The sequence below is a fragment of the Streptomyces sp. NPDC059906 genome (assembly GCF_042730645.1).
GTDB classification, from domain to species: Bacteria; Actinomycetota; Actinomycetes; order Streptomycetales; family Streptomycetaceae; genus Streptomyces; species Streptomyces rubrogriseus.
Map to the genome: position 1 here is coordinate 147,811 of NZ_JBHWKU010000012.1, position 19,033 is coordinate 166,843.

At 73.5% G+C, this 19,033-nt stretch carries 15 protein-coding genes; 3 read left to right on the forward strand and 12 right to left on the reverse strand.

From position 1 onward, the window contains the following. Window positions 1-31 precede the first annotated feature (31 nt). Entirely contained in the window at window positions 32-394 is a 363-nt protein-coding gene (locus tag ACFV9J_RS20180; RefSeq protein WP_385356036.1) for an ArsR/SmtB family transcription factor, read from the forward strand. Window positions 395-421: 27 nt separating this feature from the next. On the opposite strand, the gene ACFV9J_RS20185 is transcribed toward ACFV9J_RS20180, so the two are convergent. Next, the gene (locus ACFV9J_RS20185) at window positions 422-4,345 is read right to left on the reverse strand and encodes a glycoside hydrolase family 2 TIM barrel-domain containing protein (RefSeq protein WP_385356037.1); all 3,924 of its coding nucleotides are present in this window, start codon (window positions 4,343-4,345) and stop codon (window positions 422-424) included. Between the two features lie 293 nt (window positions 4,346-4,638). Between ACFV9J_RS20185 and ACFV9J_RS20190 the strand changes: the two genes are divergently transcribed. After that, entirely contained in the window at window positions 4,639-6,033 is a 1,395-nt protein-coding gene (locus ACFV9J_RS20190; protein ID WP_385356039.1) for a ricin-type beta-trefoil lectin domain protein, read from the forward strand. A 22-nt stretch (window positions 6,034-6,055) separates the two neighbouring features. Here the strand turns inward: ACFV9J_RS20190 and ACFV9J_RS20195 are convergent, their stop codons facing one another. The 8 genes from ACFV9J_RS20195 to ACFV9J_RS20230 all read right to left on the reverse strand — a co-directional run bounded on the left by ACFV9J_RS20195 (window position 6,056) and on the right by ACFV9J_RS20230 (window position 14,323). Then, on the reverse strand, window positions 6,056-6,724 hold the full coding sequence (locus ACFV9J_RS20195) for an ABC transporter ATP-binding protein (RefSeq protein WP_385356040.1): 669 nt from the start codon (window positions 6,722-6,724) through the stop codon (window positions 6,056-6,058). Continuing rightward, window positions 6,717-7,724 carry an oligopeptide/dipeptide ABC transporter ATP-binding protein gene (locus ACFV9J_RS20200; protein ID WP_385356041.1) on the reverse strand — a complete coding sequence of 336 codons (1,008 nt, stop codon included), beginning with the start codon at window positions 7,722-7,724 and terminating at the stop codon, window positions 6,717-6,719. The genes ACFV9J_RS20195 and ACFV9J_RS20200 overlap by 8 nt, the downstream gene beginning before the upstream one ends. Continuing rightward, a complete protein-coding gene (locus ACFV9J_RS20205) occupies window positions 7,721-8,623 on the reverse strand; it encodes an ABC transporter permease (RefSeq protein WP_385356042.1) in 903 nt (300 codons plus the stop codon). The genes ACFV9J_RS20200 and ACFV9J_RS20205 overlap by 4 nt, the downstream gene beginning before the upstream one ends. Continuing rightward, entirely contained in the window at window positions 8,623-9,591 is a 969-nt protein-coding gene (locus ACFV9J_RS20210; protein WP_385356043.1) for an ABC transporter permease, read from the reverse strand. Before ACFV9J_RS20210 ends, ACFV9J_RS20205 begins: the two co-directional genes overlap by 1 nt. Before the next feature lie 32 nt (window positions 9,592-9,623). Beyond that, window positions 9,624-11,270, reverse strand: coding sequence for an ABC transporter substrate-binding protein (locus ACFV9J_RS20215; RefSeq protein ID WP_385356044.1), 1,647 nt, complete (start codon window positions 11,268-11,270; stop codon window positions 9,624-9,626). A gap of 88 nt (window positions 11,271-11,358) precedes the next feature. Next, on the reverse strand, window positions 11,359-11,868 hold the full coding sequence (locus tag ACFV9J_RS20220) for an O-acetyl-ADP-ribose deacetylase (RefSeq protein ID WP_385356045.1): 510 nt from the start codon (window positions 11,866-11,868) through the stop codon (window positions 11,359-11,361). Then, window positions 11,865-13,274: a phytoene desaturase family protein gene (locus ACFV9J_RS20225; protein WP_385356046.1), complete on the reverse strand. Its 1,410-nt coding sequence runs from the start codon at window positions 13,272-13,274 to the stop codon at window positions 11,865-11,867. Before ACFV9J_RS20225 ends, ACFV9J_RS20220 begins: the two co-directional genes overlap by 4 nt. A gap of 107 nt (window positions 13,275-13,381) precedes the next feature. Continuing rightward, a complete protein-coding gene (locus ACFV9J_RS20230) occupies window positions 13,382-14,323 on the reverse strand; it encodes an AraC family transcriptional regulator (protein ID WP_385356047.1) in 942 nt (313 codons plus the stop codon). Between the two features lie 104 nt (window positions 14,324-14,427). Between ACFV9J_RS20230 and ACFV9J_RS20235 the strand changes: the two genes are divergently transcribed. After that, window positions 14,428-15,111 (forward strand): NAD(P)H oxidoreductase, encoded by a 684-nt coding sequence (locus ACFV9J_RS20235; RefSeq protein ID WP_385356048.1) that lies wholly within the window; start codon window positions 14,428-14,430, stop codon window positions 15,109-15,111. 67 nt (window positions 15,112-15,178) lie between these two features. On the opposite strand, the gene ACFV9J_RS20240 is transcribed toward ACFV9J_RS20235, so the two are convergent. The 3 genes from ACFV9J_RS20240 to ACFV9J_RS20250 form a co-directional block, all read right to left on the reverse strand. Then, window positions 15,179-16,069 (reverse strand): GNAT family N-acetyltransferase, encoded by an 891-nt coding sequence (locus ACFV9J_RS20240; RefSeq protein ID WP_385356050.1) that lies wholly within the window; start codon window positions 16,067-16,069, stop codon window positions 15,179-15,181. 136 nt (window positions 16,070-16,205) lie between these two features. Continuing rightward, window positions 16,206-17,051: an inositol monophosphatase family protein gene (locus ACFV9J_RS20245; RefSeq protein WP_385356052.1), complete on the reverse strand. Its 846-nt coding sequence runs from the start codon at window positions 17,049-17,051 to the stop codon at window positions 16,206-16,208. A 97-nt stretch (window positions 17,052-17,148) separates the two neighbouring features. Continuing rightward, the gene (locus tag ACFV9J_RS20250) at window positions 17,149-18,984 is read right to left on the reverse strand and encodes a gamma-glutamyltransferase family protein (RefSeq protein ID WP_385356053.1); all 1,836 of its coding nucleotides are present in this window, start codon (window positions 18,982-18,984) and stop codon (window positions 17,149-17,151) included. Window positions 18,985-19,033: the final 49 nt, after the last annotated feature.

The following is a 19,033-nucleotide window of genomic DNA, read 5'->3' on the forward strand; positions in this document are numbered from 1 at the left end:
AGCCCTCCAGGTGGATGCGTAAGATGACGGCATGGGTCACGGAGCCGCCACCACCGCGCAGGACGCCGCCGAGCGGGTGCGCCTGGACGCGGACAACGTCGCGAAGGTCGCCACGACCCTCCAGGCCCTGTCCACCCCGTCCCGGCTGCTGATCCTCGCCCGGCTGCGCGAAGGGCCGCTGCCCGCCACCGAGTTGGCGGCGGAGGTCGGCATGGAGCAGTCGGCCTGCTCGCACCAGCTGCGGCTGCTGCGCAACCTCGGTCTGGTGGTCGGCGAGCGCATGGGCCGTTCGGTGGTGTACGCCCTGCACGACGACCATGTCGCCGGGCTGCTCGACCAGGCCGTCTACCACGTGGAGCACCTGCGGCTGGGGATCAGCGACGCCGCCGGCTGACGGCGCCGCTCCCCCGGCTCCCGTCCGCTACTCCGCCGCCGTCGGCCGTCGTGCGGCGCGCGTCGCGTCGCGCACGTCGGTGAGCGGGCGCAGCCGGTAGGTGTACGCGTAGTCCCGGTCGGCGAAGAGCTTGAACTCGTCGTGGGTGTGCGCGCCCCAGCTGTTGTCGCCGCCGACGCCCATCTGCCGGTGGTTCAGGCGCAGGACGACCTCGTCCCTAGGGGTGAGCTGGTAGTCGTGCCGCACCCCGGCCGACAGGTCCTCCGGCGTGAAGTGCGACGCGTTGGCCTCCAGGAGGGGTTCGCCGGAGGCGAGCAGGCCCACGCCGTGGCGGTCGGTGAGGGCGATCCAGCGGACGTCGGTCTTGTTGCCGTTCTCCTGCGGGCGGATGTACGGCGTCCACTGCTCGGCGACGGTCCCGGAGTAGAGGCCGACGTCCGTGCCGTCGTTGCGGTCCCAGTGGTTCTCCTCGGGGCCGCGGCCGTACCAGTGCACGCGGTCCAGGCCGCTCGGCAGGAACAGCATCGTGCCGACCTCGGGGAGGTAGGGCAGGTTCGCGGCGCCCGGGTGCAGGCTGTTGTCGACCTTGATCTCGCCGTTGCCGAACACGGTGTAGGTGGTGGCGTACGTGGACTCCACCGACGTGGGCAGCGTGCCGGTGACCTTGATCGCGACGGCCCGGTCGCCGAGCGCGCGCACGGCGACGCCGGTGACCTTGCGGCGGGCGCCCGCGTCGCGCCAGGTCTGGTTGCGGGTGTGCTGGCCGTTGCCCTTGTCGTTGTCGGTGGGCGCGCGCCAGAAGTTGGGCACCGGCCCGGAGGTGATCAGCCGGGTGCCCCTGGCCTCGTAGGAGGTGATGGTGCCGGTGCGCTTGTCGACGGTGACCGAGAAGCCCTTGCCGGTGACCTCGACGTCCTGGTCGCGGTCCTCGTGGCGCAGGACCGGCACGCTCGCCGGGCGGGCCGGGGTCACCGCCGGCACGTCGGCCTCGACGGGGAGCTGTCGGCGGGCCACCTCGAAGCCCGCCTTCGCCCACGGGGTGGACTCCTTGGTGGTGAAGGAGAGCTGGAGGAAGTACTCGGTACCCGGGCCGGGGCGGCCCGGCAGCCTGACGGGGACGGTGATGTCCTTGCTGGAGCGCGGCGCCACGTCCAGTTGGTCCCGGGTCAGCCTCCCGCGCCGTACGACCTCGCCGTCGGCGACGAGTTCCCAGTGGCCGTCGAACTCGCGCAGGCGGGTGAAGAGGTACTCGTTGGTGAGGGTGACGGCGCCGGGGCCACCGCCCGGGGTGCGGGCGGCGTCGATCGCCTGGTAGACGCGCTTGACCTCGGCGGCCTTGCCGGTGTGGCCGCGGTCGGCGGTGACGATGCCGTCCGCGACGAAGGCGCCGTCGTTGGGGTTGTCGCCCCAGTCGCCGCCGTAGGCGAGGAACGTCTTGTCCCGGGGGCGCCGCGTCGAGGTCTTCACCGTGGCCGCGTCGAACCAGAACCGCACGCCGTCGTCGCCGGGTCCGCGGCCGTCGGAGGCCAGTTCGGCGGCGTCGAGGGCGCGGGCGTAGACGCGGGCGCGGCGGACGGTGCCGCTGAACTCCCGTACCTGGTTGTCGGCGTCGGAGGCGAGGGCGAGGGGCGCGGTGTTGCTGCTGGGGCGCCGGTCGGTGGTGCGGGTGGCCCGTTCGACGCCGTCGACGTAGAGGGTCAGGGTCCCGGCGTCCGCGTCGAAGACGCCCGCGAGATGGTGCTCGCGGCCGGTCCAGTCCGCCGGCACGGTCCAGTTCGCGGTGATCCACTGGCCGTCGGAGTGGATGAAGAACTCCAGGGTCCGGCCGTTCTGCTTCAGCGCGTACTGGGTGTCGCCCTTGGCGAGGATCGGCTGGTGGTAGCCCGTCACGTGCGGGGTGACCCAGGCCTCCAGGGTCAGTGAGCCCGTGAGGTCGAGGCTGTCGTGGCGCTCGAAGACGGTGATGCCGGACAGGCCCTTGTCCCGGTCGAGGGTGCCGCGGGTGGCGAGGATCTCCCCGCGCAGCCCGGCGGGCCCGGCCTCGGTGAGCAGGGTGCGGGCGGGGACGGGTGTGTAGAGGGACTGGTCGACGAAGTCCCAGATCCAGCCGCCCTGGAGGACCTCGTACCGGCGGACGATGTCCCAGTACTTCTTGAAGTTGCCGGTGGAGTTCCCCATCGAGTGGGCGTACTCGATCATGACGTACGGCCGGGTGTCGGAGGTGTCCTTCGCGCGCTGCTCGACGCACTGCGGGCTGTCGTACATCTCCGAGCGGATGTCGCTGACGCCGGGGCGGTCGTCGCCCTCGTACTGGATGACGCGGGTGTCGTCGTAGGAGCGGATCCAGTCGTGCATGGCGGTGAAGGTGGAGCCGCCGCCCGCCTCGTTGCCCAGCGACCAGATGACGACCGAGGCGTGGTTCTTGTCGCGGTGCACCATGTTCTGGGCGCGGGCCACGCAGGCGGCGGTCCAGTCGGGATGGTCGCCGGGGTACTCGTCGCGGATGCCGTGGGTCTCCAGGTTGGTCTCGTCGACGAGGTAGAGGCCGTACTCGTCGGCCAGCTCCAGCCAGTACGGGTTGTTGGGGTAGTGCGAGGTGCGGACGCTGTTGATGTTCATCCGCTTGATGATTTTGACGTCCTCGACCATGTCCTCGCGGGTGAGCGCGGTGCCGCGGGAGGGGTGCATCTCGTGGCGGTTGGTGCCGCGGAAGGACACCGGCTCGCCGTTGATCCGCATCAGTCCGTCCTTGAGCGCGAACTCGCGGAAGCCCACTCGGTGCGACAGGGTCTCGGTCACCTTGCCCGCCGGGTCCCTGAGGCGCAGTACGGCCGTGTAGAGGTTCGGGTGCTCGGCCGACCAGAGCCGGGGCTTCGGCACCGCCTTCGCGGCCCGTACCGTGACGTCCTCGCCCGCGCGGGCCTCGCCGACGTCGACGGGCTGCCGCAACGGCCGGGACCAGACGGCGTGGCCGCGCGCGTCGTACAGCTGGGTCTCGACGGTGTAGCGGCCCGTGCCGCCCTCTCCGTACGCCCGCACACTCGCGGTGACGGCCAGTTCGGCGCCGGTGTAGGTGTCGTCGAGCGGGGTGTCGAGCTTGAAGTCGCGCAGGTGCACGGCCGGGGTGGAGTAGAGGTGGACCGAGCGGAAGATGCCGCTCAGCCGGATCATGTCCTGGTCCTCCATCCAGTCGCCGTCGGAGTAGCGGTAGACCTCGACGGCGATCTGGTTGGTGCCCGGCTTGAGCAGGTCGGTGACGTCGTACTCGGAGGGCGTGTAGGAGTCCTCGTCGTAACCGGCCAGTTCGCCGTTGATCCAGACGTAGTGCGCGGACTTCACGCCCTCGAAGTGGAGGAAGGTGCGACGGCCCGTCCAGTCACGGGGGACGGTGAAGGTGCGCCGGTACTGGCCGACCGGGTTGTAGCGGGTCGGCGCGGCGGGCGGCCGCGGCTCCTCGCCGAGGCCGTTGGGACCCCAGTACGGGTAGGTGATGTTCAGGTAGATGGGGAAGTCGTGGCCGTGCAGCTGCCACACGGAGGGGACCGGGATGGTCTCCCAGTCCCCGTCGTCCACGTCGGTGCGGTGGAAGTCGGCGTCCCGGTCCTCGGGGCGGTCGGCGTAGGCGAACTTCCAGGTGCCGTCCAGGCTCAGCCGGTAGGGCGAGCGGGCGCGGTCACCGTCGATGGCCTGCTTGACGTCCTCGTACGGCGTGAGCGTGGCGTGCGGCGGCTGGGTGCCGAGCCGGAAGACGCCGAAGTCGTTCCACTCCGGCGGCTCGTCGGCCGCCGCCCGCCGTACGGCCGCCTGTGCCGTGAGGGGCGACGCGGACAGCGCGAGGGCGCCGAGGACGGCGGCACCGCCCTCCAGGAGACGGCGGCGGCTGACGACCGGGCGGGGCCGGCGGGGCTGAGGGGCGGGGGATCCGGCGGGTGACACGGGCGAGTGCGGCATGACCGTGGCCTTCCGTGGGCTTCGGGGGCGGCTCAACGCACGGTGCTGGGAGAGCAGTTGCCTTGGGGGTGGAACGCAACTGCCGGTGACGCGGCGACTACTGAGTCACGGGTCACCCTAGAACCCGAACACAACCGAATCAATTACCCCGTCGGAGTTTGTTTGTTCCTGGTGAACACGGGGTCGTCGGGACGGCCCTCGGGACGATCGGTCACGTGGTCCGGGCCTTTGGGGCACCCGGGTCTGCCCCTGGGGCTCCTGACGGTGACCGGATCACCACGTAACGTCCCCCCGTGAGCCTGTGGACTTCCCTGGAGCCCGCGTCCGCGACCGTGGACCCCGGCAGCAGTGCGCGCGTACGACTGCGGGTGCGCAACACCGGTGACGTGGTGGACGAGTACCGGTTCGAACCGGTCGGGGACATGGCGCCCTGGACGACGGTCGAGCCGCAGACGCTGCGCCTGTATCCGGGCACGACCGGCACCGTGGAGCTGACCTTCGCCCCGCCGCGGACGCCGGACGCGGTGGCGGGCCCCCATCCGTACGCGGTGCGGATCACGCCGACGGAGCACCCCGACGCGGTGACGGTTCCGGAGGGGAACCTGACGATCACGGCGTTCTCCGAGGTGCGCGCCGAGTTGGTGCCGGTCACGGTGAAGGGGCGGTTCCGGGGCCGGCCGCGGCTGGCGGTCGACAACCTCGGCAACACGAAGGTGACGGCGTCGCTCACCGGAAGCGACACCGGCGACCACCTCTCGTACGAGATCCGGCCCTCGAACGTGCAGATCGAGCCGGGGCGTGCGGCGTTCGTCGAGACGACGCTCAAGCCGCGGCAGATCACCTGGTTCGGGGCGAAGCAGGAGCGGCCGTACAAGCTGGCGGTGCGCCGGTCGGGGGTGGAACCGACCGATGTCGAGGGGACCTTTGTGCAGCGCGGGTTCCTGCCCCGCTGGCTGGCGACGTTCCTGGGCATCGCGATGGCGCTGGCCATCGCCTTCGTGATGGTCTGGATCGCCTACAAGCCGCAGGTCCGCACCAGTGCCACCGAGCAGACCCAGCAGGCGGGCGCCGCGCTGGCACCCAGTCCCAGCGCGACCCCGGAGCTGCTGCCCAGCACCGCCGGGTCCGCGCCCGCCGAGCAGCCGCAGGCGCAGCAGCCGCCCACCCGGGAGCCACAGGACGACGGCGGAGCCGGTGGCGGTGAGGCACCGGCTCCCGAGAAGCGCGAGAAGCCCGAGAAGGAGACGTCGGGCGGGGGCGGCGGCGACGAGAAGCCGGACGCCGAGGCGTCTGAGCCCGTCGCCCCGGGCACGACCATCTACGGTCACGCCTCGAACCGCTGCATCGAGGTGGCGGGCCACAAGTGGCGGGACGGTGCGCCGCTGCAGATCGCGGACTGCACCGGCAAGAACTGGCAGAAGTGGGACTTCCGTCCCGACGGCACGATCCGCTCGCTGGGCCTGTGCATGGACGCGACCTGGGGCGGCACGGCCAACGGCACGGTGGTCCAGGTGGCGGTGTGCAGCGGCAACCCGGCGCAGCAGTTCATCCTGGCCGGCCCCCGGGACCTGGTCAATGTGCAGGCCAACAAGTGCGTGGACGTCGTCGACGAGAAGACGGGCAACGGCGCCAGGCTCCAGCTCTGGGAGTGCAGCGGCCGCGACAACCAGAAGTGGAGCACGCGCTGACGGCCCCGGGGCGGGCCGCGGGTCAGCGCTCCGCCGCGGCAACCAGGGACGCCCACTCGACGGTGCGGTCGCACCAGCGGTCGAGGAGGACCCGGTCGTGGCCGACGGCCAGCAGGCCGGCGCCGGTGGCGGCCCGGTAGTCCTCCACGACCCGCACCAGGGCGGCCGTGGTCGAGGCGTCGAGCATCGCCGTCATCTCGTCGCACACCAGCCAGCGGGGGCGCAGCACCAGGGCGCGGGCCAGGCAGGCGCGCTGCAACTGGCCGTCGCTGACCTCGTGCGGGCGCCGGGTCAGCAGGTCGGCGGTCAGGCCCACGGTCGCCGACAGTTCGGCGACACGGTCGGCGGCGCCCTCCCGGCGGCCGGTGGCGCGCAGCGGCTCGGCGATCAGGTCGGCCAGCCGCAGCCGGGGGTCCGCGGAGAGCCGGGCCTGTTGGAAGACGACGCCGAAGGCGGTGCGCTGTTCCCGTGGTGCGCGGTGCCGCCAGCGCCGTACGGGGGTGCCGTCGAGGTGCAGCGCTCCCGCGTCGGGCTGGTGCAGCAGGGCCGCGACGCGGGCGAGGGTGGACTTGCCGCAGCCGCTGGGGCCGAGCAGGCCGACCGCCTCTCCCGGCGCGACGGACAGGGAGACGTCCCGGAACACCGGAGCGTTCCTCGCGTATCCGGCGGTGACGGTGCGCAGTTCAAGCACGGTCGGCGGCCTCCGTGAGCGCGGCGTGCGGGTGGTGGCAGGCCACCGCGTGGCGCAGCGGGGGCAGGTCGGCACAGGCGTCGGTGGTCCGGTCGCAGCGGGCGGCGAAGGCGCAGCCGGCCGGGAGGGCGCCGAGTTCGGGCGGCAGGCCGGGGATGGGGGTGAAGGCACGGTCGGGCAGCGCGTCGAGCAGGCCGCGGCTGTAGGGGTGGCGTGGGCCGGGGGTGCCGAAGAACGCGCCGGCGTCGGCGAGTTCGACGATGCGCCCGGCGTACATCACGGCGATGCGGTCGGCGATGCGTGCGGCGGCGGCCAGGTCGTGGGTGATCATCAGCAGGGCGCGGCTCCCGGCGTCGCCCCGGGCGCTCTTGCCCTCGGCGTTGTCGACATGTCGTCGCAGCTCGTCCACGGTGCGGTCGACCAGGTCCCGGTCGAGCCCGGTGGTCGGCTCGTCGGCGAGCAGCAGCGGGGCGTCGCCGACCAGGGCGAGGGCGGTGGCGGCGCGCTGGGCGAGGCCGCCGGAGAGTTCGTGCGGATGGTGGTCGAGGTGGTCCGCTGGGAACGCGGCGCGCTCGGCGGCGGCCTGAGCGGCCTCGCGCAGGGCCCCGCGTCCGCCGCGGACGCCGGTGAGTTCCGCGACCGTCTCCTCCAGTTGCGAGCGGACGGTGCGGACCGGGGTGAGGTGGGCGGCGGGGCTCTGCGGGACCAGGCCGATCAGCCGTCCCCGCACCGTGCGGGCGAAGGTCCGCTCGTCCGCGGCGAGCAGGTCCAGGTCGCCGAGGAGCGCGCGGCCCGCGGTCTGCGCGTTGCCGGGCAGCAGGCCGAGCAGGGCGGAGGCGAGGACGGACTTGCCGCAGCCGCTCTCGCCGATCAGGGCCAGGCACTCGCCGGGCGCCACGTCGAAGTGGGCGTCGGTGACGGCGGCGACACGGCGCCCGCCCGGCATCAGGAACCGCACGGACAGTCCGCGCACCGACAGCACGGGGGCTCGCCCGGTCACAGCATCAGCTCCGATCGGCGGCGCGGGTTGATCCGCTCCCGCCAGGCGCCCGCGAGACCGGCGACGGCGAGGGTGGGCACGATGATGAACAGGCCGGGGAAGAGGGTGGGCCACCACTGCCCGGCCAGCAGTGAACCCCGCGCCTCCTGGATCAGGTTGCCCAGGCTCGCGGTGTGGGTGGGCAGTCCGAGGCCGAGGAAGGACAGCGCCGACTCGTGCCACATGGCGTGCGGCACCATCAGTACGGCGGCCAGCGCGGCCTGCGGCAGCACGCCCGGCAGCAGGTGCCGCACGGCCACCCGCCACCGGGACGCGCCGCCGGAGACGGCCGCGTCGATGTGGGGGCGGGCGCGCAGCGACAGCACTTCGGCGCGGACGATGCGCGCGGTGGACAGCCAGTGGGTGAGCGCGACGGAGGCCACCACCGGCCAGACGCCCGGCCGGAACATCGCGACGATGAAGATGCCCATCAGCAGGTGCGGCACGGAGGACAGGGCGTCGACGACCCGCATGACGCCCCGGTCGACCCAGCCGCCGAGCGCACCGGCGGTGGCGCCCACGGCGGTGCCGACGACCGTCGCGGTCAGCGCGGCGGCCACCCCGACGAGCAGGGAGACGCGCAGGCCGTACACGCAGCGCAGCAGCAGGTCGCGGCCGACGTCGTCGGTGCCGAAGGGGTGGGCCCAGCCGGGTGCTTCCAGTTTGGCGGCCAGGTCGACGGCCTGCTGGTCGAGCTGCACCAGCGGCGGCACGAGCAGCACGGCGAGCACGGTCGCGGTCAGCAGCACGGCGGAGGTGCGCAGCCGCAGGGTGCGGGTGGAGCGGCGGTCGCCGCCGCGGGAGCGCCAGGCCGGTGCGGGAGCCTCCGTCTTCTCGGCGGCGGTCTCAGCCACGAACATCACATCTCACTGAGCTTCACCCTCGGGTCGAAGAGTCCGTAGAGCAGGTCGGCCAGCAGGTTGCCGGCGAGTACGGCGACGGTGGCCAGTACGGTCAGGGCGGCGAGCAGCGGGAAGTCGACGGCGGTGGCGGCCTCGACGGTGGCCGCGGCGATACCCGGCCAGCTGAAGACGCTCTCCACCAGCAGGGCGCCGGTGATGAGTTCGGGAACGCGGGAGCCGATCAGGGTGAGCACGGGCAGCAGCCCCGAGCGCAGCGCGTGTCCGACCAGGACGGTGCCCTCCCCCAGTCCGCGGGCCCGGGCACCGCGCACCGGGTCCTCCGCGAGTGCGTCGCCGACGCCCTGGCGCACGTAGAGGGTGAACCAGGGCAGTTGGGAGACGGCGAGCACCCCGGCGGGCAGCACGATGTGGCCCGCGACCTGTCCCGGGGTGACGTGTTGGCTGGCGGTGTCGGTCAGACCGCCGGCGGGCAGCACGTCCCACTGGAGGGCGAACAGCCACACGGCGAGCAGCGCGATCCAGAAGACCGGCGCCGCCTCCAGGGTGTATGCGAGGGAGGTGACGGCCCGGTCGAGCACCGAGCCCGGCCGGCGGGCGGCCAGCACGCCGAGGAGCATGCCGAGGGTGACGGCGACGGCGAAGGCGACGGCGCACAGCAGCGCGGACCAGACCAGCCGTTCACCGATGACCTGCGTCACCGGCTGCCGCAGCACGCTGGAGTGGCCGAGGTCGCCGGTGAGTGCGGAGGTCAGCCAGTGCCACCAGCGGGCGACGAAGGACTCGTCCACGCCGAGGTTCTCGCGCAGCCGGTCCAGGGTCTCCTGGTCGGCGCCGAGCGCGGCGGTGCCGGCGTAGGCCTTGACGGGGTCGAAGGGCGAGGCGGCGGCGATCGCGAACACGCCGAAGGTGACGACGAGGACGACGGGGACGGCGAACAGCGCGCGCCGCCCCGCCAGCCGTGCCATCGCCCCCCAGGGCAGCCGTCGGGCCGGTCGGGTCACTTCTTCGGCTGCCAGTCCTCGATGTTCCACCAGGGCCCGCTGGCGAAGCCGTGCTCGTGCGGCTCCAGTTGGGTGGTCAGCCCGTCCCAGCGGTCGGCGAGGACGTAGAGGTGGTCGATGTGGGTGAGGAAGGTGTATCCCGGGTCCGCCACGAGCGCCTTCTGGATCTTCTCGTAGGCGGCGGCGCGCACCTTCGGGTCCTGGCTGCGGCGCCCGGCGTCGAGCGCTTCGTCGACCGCCTCGTTGTCGTAGCCGGCCATGTTGTTGAAGCCGTCGTTCGCGAGCGAGGAGTGCAGCAGGGTGTAGAGGCCGAAGTCGGGGTCGCCGACGCTGCCGAAGCCCGCGAGGACCGCGTCGGTCTTCATCCGCGGCTCGATGACCTCCCAGGTGGCGCCCTCCACCTTGACCTCGATGCCGGCCTTCTTGGCGTCGGAGGCGTAGGCGAGCGCGTGGTCCTGGCGGACCTTGTCGCCGGAGGGGTAGTAGAGGGTGAAGGAGGCGCGCTGTCCGTCCCTGGCGCGGATGCCTCCGGAGCCGGGCTTCCACCCGGCCTCGTCCAGGATGCGCCCGGCCTTCGCGAGGTCGCGCGGGCGCTCGATGGCGCGCTCGTACCAGGGGTCGTCGACGGGCAGCGGCCCGTACGCCGGCCGGCCCGCGCCGTCGAGGATCTTGTCGACCATGGCCTGCCGGTCCACGGCGGCGTCCAGGGCCCGGCGGATCGCGCGGTCGCCGGTGACCTTGCCGGCGCTGGGCAGGGTGACCGCCCGGAAGTCGTAGGACCTGGCCCGGTAGGTGCGCCTGCCGTCGTCCTTCTCGAAGGTGGCGGCGAGGTTGGGCGGCAGGACGGCGCCGTCGAGGTCGCCGGAGCGCAGCCGGGTGGCGCGCACGTTGTCGTCGGCTATGACGGCCATGGTGAACGACTTCACCGCGGGCTTGTCGCCCCAGTAGTGCGGGTTGGCCCTGAAGCCGAGCTTCTCGCCCTTGCTCCAGTTGGTGAGCACGTACGGTCCGGTGCCGACCGGCTCGGTGTTGAAGTCGCCGGTGTTGGGGTCCTGCTTGCCCGCGACGTGCTCGGGGACGATGGGCAGGACGGTGCGGGCAGCGAAGGGCGCGTAGGGGTACTTGAGGGTGAAGACGACGGTGTCGTCCCCGCTCGCGCGGACGTCCTCGACGGCGTCGAGTTCGCTGCGGGCGGTGTTGTTGGTCTTCTCGTCGAGGACGGTGCGGTACGTGTAGACGACGTCCTGGGCCGTCAGCGGTTCGCCGTCGCTGAACTTCACGCCCTCGCGCAGGGTGTACGTGTACGTCCGGCCGTCGTCGGTGACCTTCGGCAGCGCGGCGGCGAGGGCGGGCTTCAGCTCCAGGTCGGTGTCGCGGGCGAGCAGCCCGTCGAAGATCTTGGAGTTTCCGTCCTTGCCGTAGCCGAGCAGCGGGCTGAGGGTGTCCGGTTCCGAGGCCACGCCTATGACGACGGATTCGGCCGACTCGCCGCCGCCGTCCCCTCCCTCGCCCGAGGGCGCGGAACAGGCGGTCGCACCGGCGGCGAACGCCACCGCGACGGCGGCACTCCGTATCGGAAGGCTCCGGGCGGTCCGACGGGTCCAACGGGTCCGACGGGTCCAACTGGTCCGACGGGCTGTCATGTCTCCCCCACGCTTGTTGTCGATGCGCAGCTATTGCACATGACTCGCAATAAAGCGTCAAGCCAGGTGGGGAGGGTGCCGGCGGCGCTCAGCCCGTCCGTGCCGCGAACGCCTGGTACGCCGGGGCGTCGAAGAGGACGAAGCGGACCTCGGCGACCGATGTCCGGGTGGCCCGCACCGTCTCCACGGCGATGCGGGCCGCGTCGCCCATCGGCCAGCGGTAGACGCCGGTGGAGATGGCGGGGAAGGCCACCGTGCGGGCGCCCAACTCGTCGGCGGTGCGCAGGGATTCGCGGTAGCAGGAGGCGAGGAGGCCGGAGCGGTCCTCGGTGGCCGACCAGACGGGACCGACGGTGTGGATCACCCAGCGCGCGTCCAGCTCGCCCGCGGTGGTGGCGACCGCACGGCCCGTGGCCAGGCCCTTGCCGAGGTGCCCCGCGCGGAGCCTGCGGCACTCCGCCAGGATCGCGGGGCCGCCGCGCCGGTGGATGGCGCCGTCGACGCCGCCTCCGCCGAGGAGGGAGGAGTTGGCGGCGTTGACGATCGCGTCGGCGCTCTGGCGGGTGATGTCGCCCTGGACGAGGGTGATGCCGGTCATGTCTGCCTCAGCCTGCGCCAGACGGCCTTCGCCGCGTTGTGGCCCGACATGCCGTGGACGCCGGGGCCGGGCGGGGTGGCCGACGAGCAGATGAACACGGCCGGGTGCGGGGTCGAGTACGGGAACAGGGAGATCTTGGGGCGCAGCAGCAGCTGGAGGCCGGAGACCGCGCCGGAGGAGATGTCGCCGCCGACGTAGTTGGCGTTGCGGGCGGCGAGTTCGGCCGGTCCGGCGGTGGCTCGGGCGAGGACGCGGTCGCGGAAGCCGGGGGCGAAGCGCTCCAGTTGGCGTTCCATGGCGTCGGTGAGGTCGCCGCTCCAGCCGTTGGGGACATGGCCGTAGGCCCAGAAGACGTGCTGGCCGGCCGGGGCGCGGGTGGGGTCGGCGACGCTGGGCTGCACGGTGATCAGGAACGGCCGCTCGGGTGCGCGGTCCGTGCCGGAGGCGGCGTGCAGGGCTGCGCCGATCTCCGTGCTGTCGGCGCCGATCTGCACGGTGCCCGCGCTGCGCGGCTCCTCGGCCGTCCACGGGACGGGCCCGTCCAGCGCGTAGTCGATCTTGAAGACGCTGGGGCCGTAGCGGTAGTTCGCGTAGTGGCTGCCGAGGCCGGCGATGCGGGCCAGGGCCGTGGGCGAGGTGTCGAAGACGTACGCGCGCGCGGGCGGCAGGTCGTCGAGGCGCTTGACCTCGTAGTCGGTGTGGACGGCGCCGCCGAGGTCCTGGAGGTACGCGGTGAGGGCGTCGGAGATGGACTGGGAGCCGCCGCGGGCGACGGGCCAGCCGCGGGCGTGCGCGGCCAGGGCGAAGACCAGGCCTATGGCGCCGGTGGCGAAGCCGCCGAGCGGGGCCATGACGTGCGCGACGAGCCCGGCGAAGAGGGTCTTGGCCTTCTCGTCGCGGAAGCGGCGCATCAGCCAGGTCGACGGGGGCAGACCGACCAGACCGAACCGGGCCAGGGTGACCGGGTCGCGGGGCAGCGCGGTCAGCGGCAGGGACATGAAGTCCCGGGCCAGCGTGTCCCACCTGGGCAGGAAGCGCTCGACCAGCCTGCGGTACGGGCCGGCGTCGCGCGCTCCGAAGGAGGCGGCGGTCTCGCCGACCGAGCGGGACAGCACGGCGGCCGAGCCGTCGGGGAAGGGGTGCGCCATGGGCAGCCCGGGGTGCAGCCACTGAAGGCCGTACCGCTCCAGGGGGAGGTCGCGGAAGGCGGGCGAGTTGATACCGAGCGGGTGCGCGGCCGAGCACGGGTCGTGCCGGAAGCCGGGCAGGGTCAGCTCCTCCGTGCGCGCCCCGCCGCCCACGGTGCCCCGCGCCTCGAACACGGCGACCGAGAAGCCGCGGCGGGCCAGCTCCACGGCGGCGGTCAGTCCGTTCGGCCCCGCACCCACTACGACCGCATCGAGCATCGACGGCACCTTCGGACCCCTTCGTCAGCCGATGGCCACTGGGGATCAGGATATGCCCGGGGTCCGACGGCGCACGGTCTCGGGTGGGCGGGACCGCGCGCCGGGGTTCAGGCCGCCGCCGCGGCGCGGAACGTGCTGGGGCTCTGGCCCCGGTGGCGTTTGAAGGCGGCGCTGAAGCCGAAGGCGTCGGCATAGCCGACGGACCTGGCGATCCGGGCGATGCTGAGGTCGGTGTCGGCCAGCAGCGCCTCGGCGTCGGCCATCCGGCATTCGGTGAGGTAGGCGAGGGGCGGGCGGCCCATCAGCTCGGTGAAGCGTTTGGCGAACAGCGCCCGGGAGACGCCCGCCCGGCCGGCGAGCGACGCCACCGTCCAGGACTGGGCGGGCCGGTCGTGGAAGGCCTGAAGGGCGGGGGCGAGGACCGGGTCGGCCAGACCGCGGTACCAGCTGGGCGCGTCGGCGCCGGCCTGGTCGAACCAGTTGCGCAGCGTGCAGACCAGGGCCCAGTCGAGGAGCCGGTCCATCAGTGCCTGGGAACCGGCCGAGAGCCGGGCGGCGTCGGCCGCGGCCGTCTCCAGCCAGGCACAGACCTCGACGTCCTCGTTGACGACCAGGACGGGCGGCAGGGTGCGCAGGAGCCGTTCGTGGCGGTGGCCCGAGGCGCGGTAGGCGCCCACGATCAGCGCCGTCGCGCCGTCCGGGTCGGTGCCCCAGCGGATGCCGCCGAGGTCCTGGGCGGTGCACTCGGGGTCCGCGGTGAAGCACGCGATCTCGTACTCGGTGTGCGGGCGGTCGACCGTGGCGGGCCGGTCGGCGAGGAGGAAGGGCGCGGGGCCGCGGACGAGGGCGGTGTCGCCCACGCCGACCGCCCGTCGGGTGCCGTCGGGCAGCAGCAGGGTGCCGCCGCCGCGCAGCACGCTGACCATGGTGAGCGGTGCGCCGTCGGTGAAGCGGATGGTCCAGGGCGCCGTCAGGACGGCGTGGCTGACGACCGAGCCCTCGGCCCGGATGCCGCTCAGCAGTGAACTCAGGGGATCCACGCCGGTCATCGTAGACGATCTCTTATGTTTCCGAGAGTTTCTCCCATGGATCATCCATGCGGCCGCGGCTGTACTGGACTCGTCGCACTGACCGAGACCAGCCGGGAGACCCCGTGACGCAGCACAGCAGCAGTAACGCCAGGACCGCCCTCGTGGTCGTCGCGCACCACCGCGCCGATTCCCTCACCGCGCACACCGCCCGGCGTACCGCCGAGCGGCTCGAGGCCGCCGGATACCGCGTCGACCTGCTCGACCTGCACGCCGAGGGTTTCGACCCGCGGATGACCACGGCGGACCAGCCGGACTGGGGGGACCGGGAGAAGGCGTACTCGGACGAGGCGCGGGCGCACATGCGGCGCGTGCTCGACGCCGACGTGGTCGTCGCCGTCTTCCCGGTGTACTGGCAGAGCGTGCCCGCCCTCCTCAAGGGATGGATCGACCGGGTGTGGAACTACGGCTTCGCCTACGGCCGCAGCAAGCCGCGCCTGGCGGGCAAGCGCATGCTCTGGCTGGGCCTGGCCGGTGCCACCGCCGACGATCCGATCACCGAGGCGATGCACGCCCTCCTGGAGACCAACCTCAGCGAGGGCATCGCCTACTACTGCGGCTTCTCCCACTCGGCCGTCGGTCTGCTCACCGACGCCGAGGAGCGCCCGCAGCGCGTCGACGCCGAGGGCAGTCTGCTGGTCGGCGACGCGGTCGAGGGCGCCGAGCGGGCGGCGCAGTACGCCGACTTCGACCGTCGTGCGCGGGAGGCGGTGGAGAAGTTCCTCGCCGCGGAGGGGGTGGCGGCCTGACGGCGGGAGACCCGCGCGACCCGCGCGACCGGCGCGACCGGCGCGACCGGCGCGACCGGCGCGGGCGTCACAGGTCGAGCTGGTACTCCAGGGCCCGGTGCGTGGGGGCGTAGCCGAGCGCGTCGTTGATGCGGCGCATGTGCGTGTTGCTGTCGGCCGTGTCGGTGACCAGACCGGCGAGACCGGGGTGCTGGGCGCGGGCGAGGCGGATCGACTCGGCCTTCATCCAGCGGCCGAGGCCGTGGCCGCGGTGCTCGGGCAGCACACCGGTGCCGTAGTGCAGCCCGTCGCCCTTGCCGTCGCCGGGCACGACGAACTCCGAGAAGCCCGCGATCGAGCCGTCCGCCTCGTCGAGGACGGCCACCGTGGTGAGCTGCTCCCCGCGGTCGGCGACGGCCCGGGCGGCTGCCAGGACCCGCTCGACGTCCCAGGCCACCACGCCGTAGTCGGTGTCGTCCATCGGCATGTCGTCCATCGCGCGGCGCGAGTCGGCGAAGGTCCCGGCCAGGTCGTCCGGGACGGTGCCGCGCCAGGACACCAACCGGTAGCCGGGGTGCGGCCGCCCGACGATCGCGTCGGTCTCCCCGGCCCGGCGGCCGCCCGTCCCGCTCAGGTCGAGCCGGGCGTACGTCAGGGCCAGCACCTTGCGGAAGCCGCTCGCGGCGAGGAAGTGGTCGCCGGGCGTGTCCGCGTCGGCCTGCGCGACGACCGACCGCCGGCCGGCCTCTCGCGCGGCGGCCACCGCCTCGTCGAGGAGCCGCGACCCGACGCCTCTGCGCCGCTCCGCCGCGTGCACGTTCAGCGTCAGCTCCGCCAGGTGGTCCTGCCCTTCCCGCGTGAACACCCGCAGGAACGCGTACCCGAGCGGACCGCCGTCGTCCCCGCGGGCCAGCCAGGCCAGGCGATGGGCGGACGGGGTGCGGGCGGGATCGGTGAGAGCGGTGACGTGCGGGGACAAGGTGACTCCGGTCGGTCGGCGACGGCTGTCGGACCGACAGTCGACCACGCGACGGGCCGCCGGGGCACCGGAATTCCCGGGCACCCGGGTCCCCGTGCGGCTGGTTCCCGGGCGGCGGGCGGCGCTCCCCCGGGGATCACGCCTCGCCCGACAGCAGGGCCACCACCTGCCGGGCCGTGGCCGCGTCGCGGGCGGCGGTGAACGGCAGTTCGTTGCCCCCCGTGATGCGGAAGGGCTCGCCCGTGCGGGTCAGGTGGGTGCCGCCCGCCTCCTCGACCAGGAGGAGGCCGGCCGCGTGGTCCCACGCCGCTTCCCAGGAGAAGGCGGTGGCGTCGGACTCGCCGCGGGCGACGGCCAGATACTCCAGGCCGGCCGAGCCGCAGGGGCGGGGGGCCACGCCCGGGGTGCGCAGGGCGAGCAGGTCGCGCTTCTGCTCGTCCGTCGTGTAGTCCGGGTGGGAGGTGGCCACCCGCAGGTCCCGGCCCGGCTCGGGCGGCCCCGCGTACAGCCGCTCGCCGTCCAGGAAGGCGCCCCCTCCGCGGACGGCCGTGGCGAGCCGGTCACCGGCCGGGGCGTAGGTCCAGGAGGCGTGCACGACGCCGCGGTGGGCGAGCGCCACCAGCGTGCAGAAACCCTCCTCGCCGCGCACGAACTGCCGGGTCCCGTCGACCGGGTCGACGATCCACACCGGGGCCTCGCCGCGTATCGCCCCGTACGAAGCGGGGTTCGCGTGCACCGCCTCCTCGCCGACCACCACCGAGCCGGGCAGCAGGCGGGGCAGGGCCTCCGTGAGGTACAGCTCCGCCTTGCGGTCGGCGTCCGTCACCAGGTCGTGCGGGCCCGCCTTCTGGTCGACCTCGTGTGCCGCGAGCCGGCGCCAGCGCGGCATGATCTCCTGCGCGGCCGCCTTGCGGACGGCCTCCTCCACGTCGCCGGTGTGCCGGGCGAGAAACTCGTCGATGGTTTCGTTGTCCTCGATCATGACTCCATGAGAGCACGCGCCACTGACAATCCCCACCCGGGTGGTGTACTCCGGGTGGAATCGGCACGAACATCAGGTGCACGCGCGCGCCTGCCGGTCAGCGGCCCACCGCGTACCCCTGCATGCCGCGCGGGTTCGCCGCCGCCGACAGCACGCCCGTCTCCGGGTCCCAGGCGACGGCGCACAGCCGGCCCTCCGACCACGACTCCCCCACCGTCACGTCGTGCCCGCGGCGCCGCAGCTCCTCGACGACCTCCGCCGGCATGCGGGACTCCACGGTGACCGAGCCCGCCCGCATGCCGCGCGGGAAGAAGGAACCGGGGAAGCTGTCGTTGTGCCAGTTCGGCGCGTCGATCGCGCCCTGGAGGTCGAGACCGCCCCGCACCCGCGCGCGCAGCGCGACCGCCAGGAAGAAGTGCGTCTGCCACTGGTCCTGCTGGTCGCCGCCGGGGGTGCCGAAGGCCATGACCGGCACCCCGTCGCGCAGGGCGATGGAGGGCGTGAGCGTGGTGCGCGGGCGGCGGCCCGGCGTGAGCGAGTTGGGCAGGCCCTCCTCCAGCCACGTCATCTGGAGCCGGGTGCCGAGCGGGAAGCCCAGTTCGGGCACGACGGGGTTGGACTGGAGCCAGCCGCCGCTCGGCGTGGCCGAGACCATGTTGCCCCAGCGGTCCACGATGTCGAGGTGGCAGGTGTCGCCGCGGGTGCCCCCGTCGGCTGCGACGTCCGGCTCCCCCGGCACCGGGGACACCGGGCTCTTGGCGACCGTCGGTTCACCTACCCCGAGGGCGTCGAGGCCCTCCCCCTCCACGGCGGCGACGAGCGCGTGGGCGGCGAGCCGCGGGACGCGCCCGCCCGGGGCGCCGGGGCGCAGTTCGAAGGAGGCCTTGTCGCCGACGAGCCGCCGCCGCGCCGCGTTGTACTCGGGCGACAGCAGCTCGCCGAGCGGTACGCGGTCCGCGCCGTCGGCGTCGCCGTACCAGGCCTCCCGGTCGGCCATGGCGAGCTTGCAGCCCTCGACCAGCAGGTGGACGTAGTCGGCACCGCCGTGGGCGGGCAGTTCGGGCGGGAGCAGCGCCAACTGCTGGAGCAGGACGGGCCCCTGGCTCCACGGTCCGGCCTTGCACAGGGTCCAGCCGTTCCAGTCGTACGTCGCCGGCGCCTCGTAGTGCGCCGACCAGCCGGCGAGGTCGGCGGCGGTGAGGGTGCCGGTGTGACGTTCGCCGCTGGTGTCCAGGGTGGGCCGCCCGGCCTGCCGTACGAGGGCCTCGGCGACGAACCCGGAGCGCCAGATCTCCCGCGCGGCGTCGATCTGCGCCTCCCGGTCCGCCGCGCCGGCGGCCTCGGCGAGCAGCCGCTTCCAGGTGGCCGCCAGGGCCGGGTTGCGCAGCAGCCGGCCGGGGCGGGGCGGACGGCCGTCCGGCAGGTAGACCTCGGCGGAGGAGGTCCACTCCGTCTCGAACAGCTCCCGGACGGTCTCGACGGTCTCGGCGACGCGCTCCACGGGAGCGTGCCCGTGCTCGGCGTAGCCGACGGCGTACTTCAGCACGTCGGCCAGCGACTTGGTGCCGTGGTCGCGCAGCAGGAGCAGCCAGGCGTCGAAGGCGCCGGGCACGGCGGCGGCGAGCGGTCCGGTGCCGGGGACGAGGTCGAGTCCGAGCCCCTTGTAGTGCGCCACCGTGGCCCCCGCCGGGGCCACACCCTGTCCGCACAGCACCCGCACCTCGCCCCCCGCCGGCGCGAGCAGGATCGGCACCTCCCCGGCGGGCCCGTTGAGGTGCGGTTCGACGACGTGCAGCACGAAGGCCCCGGCGACGGCCGCGTCGTAGGCGTTGCCCCCGTCCTCCAGCACCGCCATGGCCGACTGGGAGGCCAGCCAGTGGGTCGAGGACACCATGCCGAAGGTGCCCTGCAGGGTCGGCCGGGTAGTGAACATACGGGGTCTCACCTCGTTGTTTACGCGCGTCGGACGGTCGAATCCGTAC

Coding starts and splice junctions, on each gene's coding strand:
- ACFV9J_RS20180 (WP_385356036.1), top strand. CDS start 32: ATGGGTCACGGAGCCGCCACCACCGCGCAGGACGCCGCCGAGCGGGTG.
- ACFV9J_RS20185 (WP_385356037.1), bottom strand. CDS start 4,345: ATGCCGCACTCGCCCGTGTCACCCGCCGGATCCCCCGCCCCTCAGCCC.
- ACFV9J_RS20205 (WP_385356042.1), bottom strand. CDS start 8,623: ATGTTCGTGGCTGAGACCGCCGCCGAGAAGACGGAGGCTCCCGCACCG.
- ACFV9J_RS20210 (WP_385356043.1), bottom strand. CDS start 9,591: ATGGCACGGCTGGCGGGGCGGCGCGCGCTGTTCGCCGTCCCCGTCGTC.
- ACFV9J_RS20215 (WP_385356044.1), bottom strand. CDS start 11,270: ATGACAGCCCGTCGGACCAGTTGGACCCGTCGGACCCGTTGGACCCGT.
- ACFV9J_RS20220 (WP_385356045.1), bottom strand. CDS start 11,868: ATGACCGGCATCACCCTCGTCCAGGGCGACATCACCCGCCAGAGCGCC.
- ACFV9J_RS20225 (WP_385356046.1), bottom strand. CDS start 13,274: ATGCTCGATGCGGTCGTAGTGGGTGCGGGGCCGAACGGACTGACCGCC.
- ACFV9J_RS20230 (WP_385356047.1), bottom strand. CDS start 14,323: ATGACCGGCGTGGATCCCCTGAGTTCACTGCTGAGCGGCATCCGGGCC.
- ACFV9J_RS20245 (WP_385356052.1), bottom strand. CDS start 17,051: ATGATCGAGGACAACGAAACCATCGACGAGTTTCTCGCCCGGCACACC.
- ACFV9J_RS20250 (WP_385356053.1), bottom strand. CDS start 18,984: ATGTTCACTACCCGGCCGACCCTGCAGGGCACCTTCGGCATGGTGTCC.